Below are 13,682 nucleotides of genomic sequence, written 5' to 3'. Positions count from 1 at the left end.
TACCTTTCAAACTCGTATTTTACGTTAAATAAAAGGAATCCGTTTTGAAAAAAGATTGATCAAAACGGATTCTTCTCTTGTGAATTAGTATAGATCTTTTATAAAAAAGTTTGATTATTTTATGCCTGTGATCTTCCACAATCGCGCACTTTAATGGAATAACTAAAATATTTATCAAATCCTATACTCATTAGTCATACTCTAATGAAAGTTTCCTTGTTCTCTTCTTCAATACAAAAGCCGTTAAATGCACAGCGAACTTGATATTCGGTACGTTCGTTCTAATATACATTTCCTCTCCCTTCACAACTGCAAAGGTGGGTGATGATTTCCACTTTCAAAACCTTCAACAAGTTTTTGAAATGCTGGTATTGGAAAGTATTTTTATCCTTAAAATTGGTGATTCTTCATAAAATTTCTATTTAAATAGAAAGAATATCTGATAAAAATAAGTGCAAGTATACCGAATAATCCTCCAATCCAGCTTAAATTCACTATATTTGTATACTGAATAATGATTCCTCCTAATGCAGAACCTAGCATCATTCCAACATTCATTAAGGCGGTATTAAAACTGAGTACGGTTTCAGAGGATTGTGGTTTTAGTGAAATCAGATAAAACTGCTTTGCTGGTGTCGTTGTCCAAGTTGCTACTCCCCAACAAGCTAGTGTGACAAATACACCGACTGCCCTATACTGTGTAAATGTTAGTACAAATAAAGAGATGATATGAACACATAAACTTAATGAAATCGTTCGATTAGGTCCCCATCTGTCTACCGCATATCCTCCAAAGCGTGAGCCAATAAAAGCAAAAGTGCCTAAAACAAATAAAGCGATACTTGTCATTTCTATAGAAAAACCAGCAGTATGACTTAATAATGGAGCAATGTAGGCGAACACCATCGTATATCCTAAAATCCAAAAGATCGTTGTCATTAAACCAGTAAGGACTCGTTTATCTTTCATAATTTGTAGCTGTTGTGTAAATGGCAGCGGTTGGTTTCCTTTTATTGATGGTAATAATTTGTAAAGTCCTATTATTAAAAAAACTGTGCCAAGCGCAATAATTAAGAAAATATAGTGCCAATCAAAATGTCCAGCTAAAAATGTTCCGATAGGTACTCCAAGTACTAATGAAACAGTGAAACCTGTAATGACTGTTGCCATAGCACTACCTCTTTTTTCTGGAACTGCAATTTGCGCAGCATAATTGGTGGCAACAACAATGTATAACCCTCCACTCATCGCCATAATGACTCTAGATAACATAAGAAAGACAAAATTATAGCTAAAAAATGCAACTAGATTCCCTAGAATAAATATAGAGATAGCATATAAAAGTACTTTTTTACGATCCAATTTAGACGTTAGCATGACCAAGATCAAAGCTCCAATAGCATAAGATAAAGAATAAATCGTAATCAACTGACCAGCCATTGAAATTGAAATATCTAATTCAAAAGAAATCAGTTCTAAAATTCCAGAAACAACAAACTCTGCTGTTCCTGTTACAAAAGCCCCTAAAGCTAAAAGTATGATGATTAGTTGATTCATATTATTTTTCAATTTGTACATCTCCTTATATTTGAACTACTGTTTTTATTTTATGTTCCATGTTAACATAAGTAAAATTGATGTTTTTAATAAAGGAGATGAGTAATTACTCATGACTATTGTGCGCTACGAAATCATTGCAAAAGTGGTTGAGCTAGGAAGCTTTACAGAAACTGCTGAAACATTAAATATGACCCAATCTGCCGTGAGTCATGCAGTTGCGAGTTTAGAATCTGAATGGGGAGTTTCTTTATTAATTCGTGATCGAAAAAAAGGAATAACACTTACAGATATAGGACAAAAAATTCTGCCGCATATTAGAGAAATATTGAAAAGAGTGGAAGTCATTAATCAAGAAATTGCGCTTATGACAAGCTTGGAAACAGGTATTATTCGTATCGGCACTTTTGCAAGTGCTTCTTCCTGCTTATTGCCTAAATTACTTGCAAAATTCCGGAAAAAGCATCCTAAAATAGAATTTAAATTTTACGAAGGAACCTATGAAGAGATTACGGAATGGTTAGGTTCAGGCATTATTGACATTGGATTTGTAGTAAAAGGAAAATCAAACCCAAATTTCGATTTGGTTCCTTTGATTAAAGACAAGATGGTAGTCGCTTATCACCCTGATCATCAATTTCATTCTAAAGAAATAGTAGAAATGAATGATTTAATGTATGAATCCTTTATTATGCCAACAGGGATGTACCAATCACATGTTGAGGAATTATTTGCAGAAGCGCAAATTAAACCATCTATTCTTTTTGAAGTACACGACTGTACAACCATCGCTAATATGGTACAGGAAGGACTTGGCGTTACGATAGGTCCAGAATTATTTTTAAAGACACAGCAAAACATAAAAATCAGCAAACTAAATATTGAAAACAGCCGTGAAGTAGCACTTGCCTGTCAATCAATTGCAAATGCTTCTCCTGCGGTTAAGGAATTTCTTCATGTGGCAAAAAATAGGAATTATTAATAAAACATTAAACTACTCCCCATAGTAAGCAAATCCTATTCATGGTTTGCGACGCTTTGAACGCCCAAACCATGGCAGGACTGGCCCTTTAGTTTAATAAGATATCCTACAATTCTTAAAGAATAGAAAACGAGAATACTGAGTACTAAAAAGATTTGAATGATAATTCCCACCACACTACAAATTAAACCGGAAGTAGCTAATCCACTACCACTTTGGTTTTTTTCTAAAATTTCTTTTGTCGCTTTTCTAGCAACTACAACTCCTAAACCACCAAAAAAAACCGATAAATGGTATTAGGATCTAAATAATACCAAGGTTTAAAGAAATTACCGAATTACTGTTTGTTTGAGCATTTTCAACCATTTAGATTTCCCCCTTTACAACCCTTTAGTTTAAGGGAAAATCTTCACAATTTTTTTGCTCCATAATTATTTTCATTAAAGTGTTACTCAAGAAAATGGCTCGTTTGTGGAACAAGAAAAAATCCTGCATATCAACACAGGATTTTTAATCAAACTTTATTATAAATTATCGATCTTTATTATAAATAATCAGACTTTTTTCAAAAGCTACACCAAGTAGTTAATCAAACTTTCTTACAACTGGAACACGAATCGCTACAAATAGTACGAAGACGATAACGGCGATTGCACCGCTTTTCATAACGGTTACGATTGGAATTCCTATTGCAAGTGCGATAGATGTGAATGCATAAGAAAGCGGGATAAAGCCCATTGATGATAGCATAAGTAGACTCATTACGCGTCCCATCATCTCTTCTTTTACTGTCGATTGAATCATTGCCATAAGCGGAACGATAGCCATTGCAATTGTAATACCGTAAAACATGCCAGCTAATAATGCTTGCCAAAGTACGGTGCTAAAGTTGATGGATAAGAAGAATACACCAGACAACAGCATCATAATAATGCAAAATAGACCGCGTCTACGATTAATATTTTTTAAACCGACAATGACAGCGCCTATTGCCATTCCGCCGCCGACAGATGCTTCTAAGTAACTAAACTGAAGCGAATCACCGTGCAGAACATTTTTAACGAAAAGCGGGAAACCGACTTGCATCGGACCGATTAAAAATAAATTTAAAAAGGCGCTACAAAGAAGGAAAGTTGAAAGGAATGGTGATTCCTTTACGTATAAAATTCCTTCTTTAATAGAAGTAAACATGCCTTTGTCTGTATTTTGCTGCTCTGGCATCGTAAATTGTATTTTTTGAACGAGTATGGCTGCGATGATTAGTAATAAAATTGTGATCGAAAAGATCGTTTCATAGTTCGTAAATTTGATAAGAATGCCGCCAAGTACAGGGCCTAAGATGACCGATGCTTGGTTTGTCATTTGTGTAAGTGAGTTTGCTTGTGTTAAACGGTTTTTTTCTACAAGTTCAGGTAAGATAGATCCGTCAGCTGACCAGAAAAAAGCATCAGCAAGTCCAAAGAATAAGGCGAATAAAGCAAATGTATATAGTGTTACATCACCTACGATGAACCATGTGAGAATGGTTGCAACGAGAATAGCGCGAATAATATTAGAATAAAACATAATATTTTTTTTCGGGAATTTATCAGCTACAGCGCCGCCGATAATCATAAAAATAAGCCTTGGAACACTAAGAGCTACGAAAACAACACCGAGTGAAGCTTCAAGGTTTAATGTTTTTGCTATGTACCACGTTTGTGAAAAAGTAAAAAAGGCTAAAGCAAAACTTGAAAAAAGAGTAGCTGCCCAAAGAAAAAGGAAATTCGTATTTTTTAATAACGGTTTTCCGCTTCCTTCTAAAGCAGATTTATTTTGTTGTAGTTCCTCCATATTGCTTCCTTTCTATGTGACAAATTTAAACTAAAAAACCTGTTAACAATCGTTTTATACAGTTTCTAATATTTCTATACTGCACTTTCTCATTGTAGACAATAATAATGAATTTGCACAGTGGCTATTTAACGACAAAAAAGAAGATACCAAAGGGTATCTTCTTTTTTGTCGTTCAGGCTAATGCAATATAAATATCCAATTGTACGTTGGTTGGATCTAAAGCTCTTTCATCATAAAGCTCAAAGTCTGTTGTAAAAGCACGTTTGTTTTCCTTTGACCATTTCCAAATATATTCCCAAGCTTCGCAAACAACTTCAGCAACTGGTCCCTTTCTCGTTGTAAATACCGCATACGTAGCAGCAGGTATGGTTAAAGTTGTCATATTTTCAGGAACGTCTTCTAATGAGGAAACAGGCATGCCAATCGTAAAGGTATATGTACCCGTTTCATCTGATTCGTAGTTTGAGTAGAAAGCGAATGTTTCTTTCGTTTGTTGATTTGGAATGTGGTGCATGATTTGTTCTTGGAAGTAGCGGTTCCAAAGTTGTGGAATTTTTCCTTCAATAGATGCCTCTATTTCATTTGTCGTCGTAATCGAAACGCCGATTGCTTGGAAAGCTTCTTTTTTTACGATAATAGGTTCTTTCATTTTAAAATATCCCCCTTATTAAATAGAACGTTTGTTCTTGTTTATTGTAACATATTTTGGAAGAAAACGGTATCACAATAAAAAAGAACTCCTTTTACGTAAAAGGAGTTCTTTTCATTTCTATATTAAAACATACTAGAGCTATGCATCGGTTGAAGTTTTGCGTTTGGATCGAAGTAAGCTTTTGCATTGTTTACTGCTGTCGGTGCTTCACCGAAGCCGCAAGCAATGAGTTTTACTTTTCCTTCATATGTACAAATGTCACCAGCAGCGTAAATGCCGGGAATATTTGTTTCCATTTTCGAGTTCACGAGAATGCTGTTTTTTTGTATATCTAAGCCCCAGTTTTTAATTGGACCAAGAGAGGAAACGAAGCCGTAGTTTACAATTACGTCATCAACATCGATGATAATTTTTTCTTCTGTTTTTACATGCTGAAGAACGACTTGTTCAATTTTGTCATCACCAATGAGTTCTACTGGAACGTACGGTGTGCTTACTTCTGCACGAGAATTCATTAAGCTTTCTACGCTATGTTCATGCGCACGGAATTTATCACGGCGATGAACGATGGTAACTTTGTCAGCGATTGGCTCTAACATCATTGTCCAATCAACCGCTGAGTCGCCGCCGCCAAATACTACGACGCGCTTACCAGCAAATTTATTCATATCATCAACGAAATAATGTAAGTTTTTCTTTTCATACTTAGCTGTACATTCTAATTCTAAGCGACGTGGTTGGAAAGCACCATTGCCAGCAGTAATAATAACTGATTTAGAATAGTGAGTTTGCTTATTCGTAACAAGTTTAAATATACCGTCAGCTTGTTTCTCAAGCGTATCAACAGCTTCTTCTAAACAAACGGTTGGGTCGAATTTCTTCATTTGCTCTTTTAAGTTATCAACTAATTCTTGTGCGCGCACTTTTGGAAATCCAGCTACATCATAAATGTATTTTTCAGGGTAGAGTGCGGATAATTGTCCTCCAAGCTGAGGTAAGCTTTCAATGATTTTTACACTAGCTTGTCTCATACCGCCATAAAATGCTGTGAACAGCCCTGTTGGACCACCACCAATAATTGTTATGTCATAAACTTTTTGATTTTCTGCCACTTTCATTCCCCCTATAGATGGAATTTTGATATTGATTTCATATATTGTTCATATGTACATGAAAATCCTGCAAATGATGCCACTTTCAAATAAATGATAGCATATTTGAGTTCAGAATACTTCTGAAAACGACTGAATTGTGTGTAAGTTTTCGCATAGATGCTTTTTAAATTGTATAAAATATGGAGAAAGGAAAATACATGAAAAAAAGGCTGAAAAACCCTTGAAAACGCTATGTTATTTTAAAATATTGATAATTCTCCAGACGCTTGAATTCTGGAATAAAACCGACTAATATAGGGAAGTATTATGTTAAATTTCTATGACAAAATTCGTACGATTTTTTGACTGCGTTTTGTTATGATATAGAATGTGATAAATTCCACATTCTTGACAAATAGAGTTTTTAGTACTTGGTATTATTTTTCATTACTATTATATAAAGAAAAGGGTTGTGATTTGGTGAAGACTCCAAAAATCGTAGTTTTAGGTGCAGGTTATGGCGGGATGATTACGACTGTTCGTCTGCAAAAAGCATTATCTGTAAATGAAGCTGAAATTACGTTAGTAAACAACAACAGCTATCACTACCAAGCGACTTGGTTACATGAGAGCGCAGCTGGTACATTACAAGATGAAAAAATCTGTCTAGATATTCAAGACGTTATCGATACAAATAAAGTGAACTTTGTACAAGATACAGTAGTAGAAATTAAAGCTGCTGAAAAACGCATTATCTTAAAAGACGGCGAGTTAGAGTATGACTACTTAGTAATCGGTCTTGGTTTCGAATCAGAAACATTCGGTATTACAGGATTAAAAGAGCACGCATTCTCAATCGCTAACATTAATGCAACTCGTCAAATTCGTGAGCATATGGAAGCTAGTTTCGCTAAATATGCAACTGAACAACGCGATGAGTTAATAACAATCGTTGTTGGTGGTGCTGGATTTACTGGTATCGAATACGTAGGTGAGCTTGCAAACCGTGTTCCTGAACTTTGCAAACAGTACAATGTACCACGTGAAAAAGCACGTATCATCTGTGTAGAAGCTGCTCCAACAGCACTTCCAGGTTTCGATCCAGCATTAGTAGAATACGCTGTAAAACAACTTGAGAAAAAAGGCGTAGAATTCCGCATCGGTACAGCAATTAAAGAAGCAACTGAAGAAGGTATTATCGTTGCAAATGGCGATGATACTGAATTAATTAAGTCTGAAACAGTAGTTTGGGCTGCAGGTGTTCGTGGTAACGGTATTGTGGAAGAGTCTGGCTTTGAAGCAATGCGCGGACGTGTAAAAGTTGATGAGTACATGCACGCTCCAGGATACGAAGATGTATTCATGGTTGGTGACGCAGCGTTAATCATTAACGAAGAAATTAACCGTCCATACCCACCAACAGCACAAATCGCAATTCAACAAGGTTACAATATTGCACACAACTTAACTGTGTTAGTTCGTGGCAAAGGCGAAATGAAAACATTCGCATTCGATAATAAAGGATCTGTATGTTCTTTAGGTCATGACGATGCAATGGGCGTTGTTATGGGCAAAAAGTTAACAGGTTGGAAAGCTTCTTTCATGAAGAAAGTTATCGATAACCGTTACCTATTCTTATTAGGTGGACCTTTATTAGTTCTTAAAAAAGGTAAATTAAAGTTCTTTTAATATATAGTAGAGAAAAGCAGAAACGGCTAAGAGCTGTTTCTGCTTTTTTCATTTTAAAAATATAGTATAATATATATAAAAAAAGAAAGAATATTCTGTCCGTTCTAGTAGAGGAGGGTATTACATCATGGAGAAGCGAGGGAAAGTATGGTTAGCTGTTAGTGGCCTAGTAGCTACAAAAGATGGCAGGTGGCTATTTGTTAAGAAGAAATACAGTGGTTTAAAGGGGAAATGGTCTTTACCGGCTGGTTTTGTAAATGAAGGTGAGACGGTTGATGAAGCTGTGAAACGTGAAGTGTTAGAAGAGACAGGCATTGTCGCTCATGTGAAGGGAATCATTGGCGTTCGATCGGGCGTGATTCGCAATGAAATTAGTGATAATATGATTATTTTCCTTTTGGAACCTGAAGGAGAAAATATTATTGTACAGGAGAAGGAATTGTCTGACGTAGCGTTTCTACATCCAGATACGATTGCAGACGATCCAAATACGTCTGTACTTATTACATATTTGTTAGAAAGAAAATCAGAATTCCATCTTGAAATGGACAAAACATTAAATCCTGGAGAGCAATTTGGTTATACGGCCTATCACGTATTTACGGCGCATGAGAAGGAGAGGGAGAAAGAGTGAGTATACCGGTACTACTTATTTCAATGATGTTATTTTTTATTTTGTTTTTTGGAATTGGATTTTTACTCAACATGATATTGCGAGCGACATGGGTAATGGTTATTGTGTATCCGATTGTTTGTATACTTATTATTAATAAGGCGAGTGTGTGGGATTACTTTTCAAAGCCAAAAGAAACATTCTCTTCATTTGGGACAAGTGTATCGCATTTAGGACAAGCAGATGTGTTTATTTTATCTACTGGGTTAGTAGGTGCTGCTTTGGCAGGAATCGTAATTAAGAAACTTCGAAAAAGCGGATATCAAATGTTTTAATCTCCAATTCATTTGGAGATTATTTTTTTGCATATTCCTTCATTGTATAGGGAATGATTAACGATGAAGGAGTGTGGAATATAAAAATGTTAAAACGATATTGTATTCGCATTATGATGACTTGTTTACTTGTATCCGCATTATGCATAACATGGAATGCTTTCACAGGAGTTTCTTTAGTAGAGATTGTAAAGAAATATGAGGGAACGAGTGCAAAAGAAGTACATGCAGCAGAAGTTAAGAGAAATGTTGCTCCGAGTAAAGAAGTGATAAATGCTTTAGAGCAGGCAAACGACTGGTCTAAATATCGTTCAATTGAAATGACTGCAACAGGTTATACGTCGGGGATTGAGTCGACGGGTAAGAGGCCGGGACATCCGGAGTATGGTATTACATATTCAGGTGTTAAGGTGAAAAGGGATTTATATTCCACGATTGCTGCGGACTTACGCGTATTCCCAATTGGAACAATTCTATTCGTACCAGGTTATGGGTATGGTGTAGTGGCTGATAAGGGCGGTGCAATAAAAGGAAACCGTCTTGATCTGTATTATGATACGGTGAAAGATGTTTATAGCCAATGGGGTAAGAAAAAAGTAAATGTGTATGTAGTTAAGGTAGGTAATGGTAAGTTTACAGAAGAAGAGTTAACGATGTTAAATCAAGACGAAACGATGCAAGTGTTTCGCGGCCAATATTTAAAACAAAGATAGTCTAGTGGTAATTACGCTAGACTTTTTTATTTTATATTAGAAGAAATATGGAGTATATAGGATATGACAGAAGTTAGAATTGTCGCATTTTATCGAAAATAAAGTTATAATAAAGGAAGAATAGAGAAATTTAGGGGGTCTGAACATGTTTCAAGTACAAAAAGAATTAGCAAGCCATGAAGCGGTGATTGTTGCCTTATTTGAAGAAGAGAAAACGAGTAGTTTTGTACAAGAATTGGACAAAGCGTTTGAAGGACAATTACAAGTTTTATTAGAAGAGAAAGAACTTTCTACTAAGAAGAAAGCTATTTCAAAAGTACATAGTTTAGGAAAAACAAATGTGAAACGTTATTATTTCGTTGGTTTAGGTAAGAAGGAATCTTATACAACAGAAACATTACGTGTGGCCCTTGGTAAGGCGTTTAAAACGTTACAAGTAGCAAAAGTACAAGATGCAGCAATCTTACTTGATTCTTTCGTAACAGAGAAGTTAGATGCGATTGATGTAGCTCATATTGCAGCAGAAGTACAAGGCCTTGGTACATATGAATTACAAACGTATAAATCAGATAAAAAGGATCGTGTAGAGTTAGAGAAGTTTACGGCTATTACAGCGGAAGATGCACAGGAAATTGAAGCTGCATTAACAGTTGGCTACGTACATGGACGTGCAACAAATTCAGCTCGTACACTTGTAAATATGCCGCCAAACGTATTAACAGCGACAAAGCTTGCTGAGTATGCTGTTGAGTTAGCGGAGAAGTATGATATGGATTATAAAGTTCTTGAGAAAGAAGAGATGGAAGAGCTTGGTATGGGTGCATTGCTTGCAGTAAACCAAGGTAGTGTAGAGCCACCAAAAATGATCGCTCTTATTTATAAAGGAAAAGAAGAGTGGACAGATGTTATTGGATTCGTTGGAAAAGGAATCACATACGATACAGGCGGGTATTCTTTAAAACCACGTGAAGGCATGGTCGGTATGAAAGGTGATATGGGCGGTGCAGCTGCTGTATTAGGTGCGATGGAAATTATCGGTGAACTTCGCCCTGAGCAAAATGTGATCGCTGTTATTCCATCAACGGATAACGTTGTAAGTGGTACAGCATTTAAGCCAGACGATGTAATCACATCTATGAGCGGAAAAACAATTGAAGTATTAAATACAGATGCAGAAGGTCGCTTAGCATTAGCTGACGGTATTACGTATGCGAAAAAATTAGGTGCAAACTACCTTGTTGATGTTGCGACATTAACAGGCGGTGTAATTGTTGCACTTGGAAATCATACGACAGGCGCAATGACAAACAATGAAGAGTTGTTTGAGCAAGTGCTAGAGGCATCTATGGAAACAGATGAATCAATTTGGCAATTACCAATTTTTGATCGTGATAAAGAACGCGTGAGAAACAGTAAGTTTGCTGATTTAAATAACTCACCAGGCCGTGAAGGACATGCGGTTATGGCAGGTACATTCCTAGGTGAATTCGCTGAAGACACACCTTGGGTACACCTAGACATCGCTGGAACATCTGAAACATCAGGAGCGCATGATTTAGGACCAGCTGGAGCAACAGGTGCAATGGTACGTACACTTGCAACACTTGTTGAACGTTTCGGAGAAGAATAAGATAATAAGAGAAGGCTGTTCCTACATTTTGGAACAGCCTTTTTTATTGGTATGACTATGGATGTCTTATCCCACATGAACTGCCCGTAAACTATAGTTTCACTTTATAAAGAAATTGTATATAAAGTACCGTTTAAAGCAAATGAAGTGCGACCCGTTTCTTCAGAGACAACTAAAATAAGTGCATCGCTTTTTTCTGATAACCCAATTGCAGCTCTGTGACGTGTTCCTAGCTCTGGATCAACTTCTGTACTTTTTGTTAGTGGAAGAATATTAGCAGCTGAAACAATATGATTATTTTTAACGAGAACGGCTCCGTCATGAAGAGGGTTACCTGGATAAAAAATTGATTCGAGCAGTGGTGCGGTTAAATGAGCGTTTAACGTTGTTCCAGTTTGAATACAAGATTCAAGTGTCTCGTTTCGTTCCACAACAATAAGAGCACCGTGTTTTCTGGCGCTTAAATGTTGGACAGCTGTTGTAATGAACTGTGAGCTTTCCGTATAAGGTGATAAATACGCTTGAATATAGTATGTAGCTGCCAGTGTTTGTACATTTGCTAACATATGATGAATATCTTCCATCTTACACAAAATACATTCATCTTCTTTATCAATTGCTTGCCTCATAATTGATAATTCTTTTTCGGCAATTTCAATCATTTGCTTTGTTTGTATTTTAAGTTCTTCTGACAAGCCCCATTCCTGCATAACCCTCATTCCCTTTAGTGGAGTATTTAACCATAGTGTATACAAATATTCCTAGTAAAATCCTGTTAGATTGTAAAAAATATTGAGATACAGGTTGTTTTTTTCATATAATAAAGGTATGACAAGCGAGGGGAGATAGAAGGATGAACTGGAAACAAGAATTTAGTCGCTGGCTTTCATATGCAGAGTTAGACGCAGAACTAAAAGAACAGTTAGAAAACATGAAGCAAGATGAGAAGAAAATCGAGGACAGTTTTTATAAAAATCTAGAATTCGGTACAGGTGGTATGCGTGGTGAACTTGGTGCTGGTACGAACCGTTTAAACGTATATACAGTTCGTAAAGCAACGCAAGGATTAGCGAAGTTTATTGAAAAATTAGGTGAAGAAGCGAAGAAGCGTGGTGTTGTTGTAGCGTATGATTCTCGTCATAAATCACCTGAGTTCGCAATGGAAGTAGCTGCTACACTTGGTGCGCATGGTATTACAACATATGTGTTTGAAAGCTTACGTCCAACGCCAGTGCTTTCTTTCGCAGTTCGTCATTTACATACAGTGAGTGGAATCGTTCTTACGGCAAGCCATAATCCGCCTGAGTATAACGGTTATAAAGTATACGGTGAAGATGGTGGGCAGTTGCCTCCAAAAGAAGCTGATGAATTAATTAGCTACGTAAACGAAGTAGAAGATGAATTAACAGTTGAGGTTGCTGATGTGGAGCAATTAAAAGCTGACGGTTTATTACATATTATTGGACAAGAAGTAGATGATGCGTATGCAGCAGAATTGAACAATGTCATTATTAATAAAGAAATGGTACAAAAGGTTGGGAAAGACTTAAAGATCGTCTTTACACCACTACACGGAACATCAAATATTTCTGTACGCCGTGGTTTAGAAGAAGTTGGATTTACAGATGTAACAGTTGTAAAAGAGCAAGAGTTACCAGATCCGAACTTCTCTACAGTGAAATCACCAAACCCAGAAGAGCATGCAGCGTTTGAGTATGCAATTCGTGACGGTGAGAAGGTAGGCGCAGATGTGTTAATCGCAACAGATCCTGACGCAGACCGCCTTGGCGTAGCAGTTCGTAATCACGATGGTGAGTTCCAAGTATTAACTGGTAACCAAACAGGTGCATTAATGCTTGATTACTTATTATCTCAAAAGAAAGAAAACGGAACGCTTCCAGAGAACGGTGTTGTATTAAAAACAATCGTAACGTCTGAAATTGGCCGTACAATCGCGAAAGCATACGGTTTAGATACAGTTGATACGTTAACTGGATTTAAATTTATTGGTGAGAAAATTAAACAGTATGAAGAAAGTGGACAATACGAATTCCAATTCGGTTATGAGGAAAGCTATGGTTATTTAATTCGTCCATTCTGCCGTGATAAAGATGCAGTACAATCTGTTCTATTTGCATGTGAAGTAGCTGCATACTACAAATCACAAGGTAAAACGTTATACGATGGTCTATTAGAAGTATTTGAGAAGTACGGTTTCTTCCGTGAAGATCTTGTATCGTTAACACTAAAAGGAAAAGATGGAGCGGAACAAATCCAAGAAATGATGGCAACATTCCGTAAAAATCCTCCGAAAGAAGTAGCGGGCTTAACAGTTGTAGCAGTTGAAGACTATAAAGCGAGCATCGTTACATCTTTACAAGATGGACATAAAGAAGAGATTCACTTACCGAAATCAAATGTGTTAAAATATCAATTAGAAGATGGTTCTTGGTTCTGCCTACGTCCATCTGGAACTGAACCGAAGATTAAGTTCTACTTCGGTGTTCAAGATAATTCTTTACAAAATAGTGAACAAAAGTTACTTACTATTAAAGAAGATATTATGAATCGTTTATAATAT

Annotated in this window: 12 protein-coding genes; 7 read left to right on the top strand and 5 right to left on the bottom strand. The window is 36.4% G+C overall.

Annotated elements, in window-relative coordinates:
• Positions 1 to 390 precede the first annotated feature (390 nt).
• Positions 391 to 1,578 carry an MFS transporter gene (locus tag ACYVEC_RS00180; protein WP_003193623.1) on the bottom strand — a complete coding sequence of 396 codons (1,188 nt, stop codon included), beginning with the start codon at positions 1,576 to 1,578 and terminating at the stop codon, positions 391 to 393.
• 91 nt (positions 1,579 to 1,669) lie between these two features.
• On the opposite strand from ACYVEC_RS00180, the gene ACYVEC_RS00175 reads away from it, so the two are divergent.
• Complete coding sequence (locus ACYVEC_RS00175) at positions 1,670 to 2,539, top strand: LysR family transcriptional regulator (protein ID WP_000158035.1); 870 nt, start codon at positions 1,670 to 1,672, stop codon at positions 2,537 to 2,539.
• Between the two features lie 585 nt (positions 2,540 to 3,124).
• Here the strand turns inward: ACYVEC_RS00175 and ACYVEC_RS00170 are convergent.
• The 3 genes from ACYVEC_RS00170 to ACYVEC_RS00160 form a co-directional block, all read right to left on the bottom strand.
• Complete coding sequence (locus ACYVEC_RS00170; RefSeq protein WP_063222103.1) at positions 3,125 to 4,372, bottom strand: MFS transporter; 1,248 nt, start codon at positions 4,370 to 4,372, stop codon at positions 3,125 to 3,127.
• A gap of 175 nt (positions 4,373 to 4,547) precedes the next feature.
• On the bottom strand, positions 4,548 to 5,024 hold the full coding sequence (locus ACYVEC_RS00165) for a GyrI-like domain-containing protein (RefSeq protein ID WP_063222102.1): 477 nt from the start codon (positions 5,022 to 5,024) through the stop codon (positions 4,548 to 4,550).
• Between the two features lie 125 nt (positions 5,025 to 5,149).
• Positions 5,150 to 6,139: an NAD(P)/FAD-dependent oxidoreductase gene (locus ACYVEC_RS00160; protein WP_460505288.1), complete on the bottom strand. Its 990-nt coding sequence runs from the start codon at positions 6,137 to 6,139 to the stop codon at positions 5,150 to 5,152.
• 462 nt (positions 6,140 to 6,601) lie between these two features.
• On the opposite strand from ACYVEC_RS00160, the gene ACYVEC_RS00155 reads away from it, so the two are divergent.
• From ACYVEC_RS00155 to pepA, 5 genes are all read left to right on the top strand, one after another.
• Positions 6,602 to 7,810 (top strand): NAD(P)/FAD-dependent oxidoreductase, encoded by a 1,209-nt coding sequence (locus ACYVEC_RS00155; RefSeq protein WP_063222100.1) that lies wholly within the window; start codon positions 6,602 to 6,604, stop codon positions 7,808 to 7,810.
• 127 nt (positions 7,811 to 7,937) lie between these two features.
• On the top strand, positions 7,938 to 8,444 hold the full coding sequence (locus ACYVEC_RS00150) for an NUDIX hydrolase (protein WP_063222099.1): 507 nt from the start codon (positions 7,938 to 7,940) through the stop codon (positions 8,442 to 8,444).
• Complete coding sequence (locus ACYVEC_RS00145; RefSeq protein WP_000027007.1) at positions 8,441 to 8,758, top strand: YuiB family protein; 318 nt, start codon at positions 8,441 to 8,443, stop codon at positions 8,756 to 8,758. The genes ACYVEC_RS00150 and ACYVEC_RS00145 overlap by 4 nt, the downstream gene beginning before the upstream one ends.
• An 86-nt stretch (positions 8,759 to 8,844) precedes the next feature.
• Positions 8,845 to 9,471: a 3D domain-containing protein gene (locus tag ACYVEC_RS00140; RefSeq protein ID WP_063222098.1), complete on the top strand. Its 627-nt coding sequence runs from the start codon at positions 8,845 to 8,847 to the stop codon at positions 9,469 to 9,471.
• 145 nt (positions 9,472 to 9,616) lie between these two features.
• Entirely contained in the window at positions 9,617 to 11,101 is a 1,485-nt protein-coding gene (gene pepA, locus ACYVEC_RS00135) for a cytosol aminopeptidase (RefSeq protein WP_063222097.1), read from the top strand.
• Positions 11,102 to 11,205: 104 nt separating this feature from the next.
• Here the strand turns inward: pepA and cdaS are convergent, their stop codons facing one another.
• On the bottom strand, positions 11,206 to 11,811 hold the full coding sequence (gene cdaS, locus ACYVEC_RS00130) for a sporulation-specific diadenylate cyclase CdaS (RefSeq protein WP_001158741.1): 606 nt from the start codon (positions 11,809 to 11,811) through the stop codon (positions 11,206 to 11,208).
• Between the two features lie 143 nt (positions 11,812 to 11,954).
• Between cdaS and ACYVEC_RS00125 the strand changes: the two genes are divergently transcribed.
• Positions 11,955 to 13,679, top strand: coding sequence for a phospho-sugar mutase (locus tag ACYVEC_RS00125; protein WP_063222096.1), 1,725 nt, complete (start codon positions 11,955 to 11,957; stop codon positions 13,677 to 13,679).
• The last annotated feature ends 3 nt before the right edge of the window (positions 13,680 to 13,682 follow it).

The organism is Bacillus sp. MN7755 (assembly GCF_054771475.1).
The sequence above is the reverse complement of the archived record's forward strand: the minus strand, read 5'-3'. Positions and strand labels throughout refer to the sequence as shown.

Excerpts from the sequence above, each read along its gene's own strand:
- ACYVEC_RS00175 (WP_000158035.1), top strand. The coding sequence starts at position 1,670 with ATGACTATTGTGCGCTACGAAATCATTGCAAAAGTGGTTGAGCTAGGA.
- ACYVEC_RS00170 (WP_063222103.1), bottom strand. The coding sequence starts at position 4,372 with ATGGAGGAACTACAACAAAATAAATCTGCTTTAGAAGGAAGCGGAAAA.
- ACYVEC_RS00140 (WP_063222098.1), top strand. The coding sequence starts at position 8,845 with ATGTTAAAACGATATTGTATTCGCATTATGATGACTTGTTTACTTGTA.
- cdaS (WP_001158741.1), bottom strand. The coding sequence starts at position 11,811 with ATGCAGGAATGGGGCTTGTCAGAAGAACTTAAAATACAAACAAAGCAA.
- ACYVEC_RS00180 (WP_003193623.1), bottom strand. The coding sequence starts at position 1,578 with ATGTACAAATTGAAAAATAATATGAATCAACTAATCATCATACTTTTA.
- ACYVEC_RS00165 (WP_063222102.1), bottom strand. The coding sequence starts at position 5,024 with ATGAAAGAACCTATTATCGTAAAAAAAGAAGCTTTCCAAGCAATCGGC.
- pepA (WP_063222097.1), top strand. The coding sequence starts at position 9,617 with ATGTTTCAAGTACAAAAAGAATTAGCAAGCCATGAAGCGGTGATTGTT.
- ACYVEC_RS00125 (WP_063222096.1), top strand. The coding sequence starts at position 11,955 with ATGAACTGGAAACAAGAATTTAGTCGCTGGCTTTCATATGCAGAGTTA.
- ACYVEC_RS00150 (WP_063222099.1), top strand. The coding sequence starts at position 7,938 with ATGGAGAAGCGAGGGAAAGTATGGTTAGCTGTTAGTGGCCTAGTAGCT.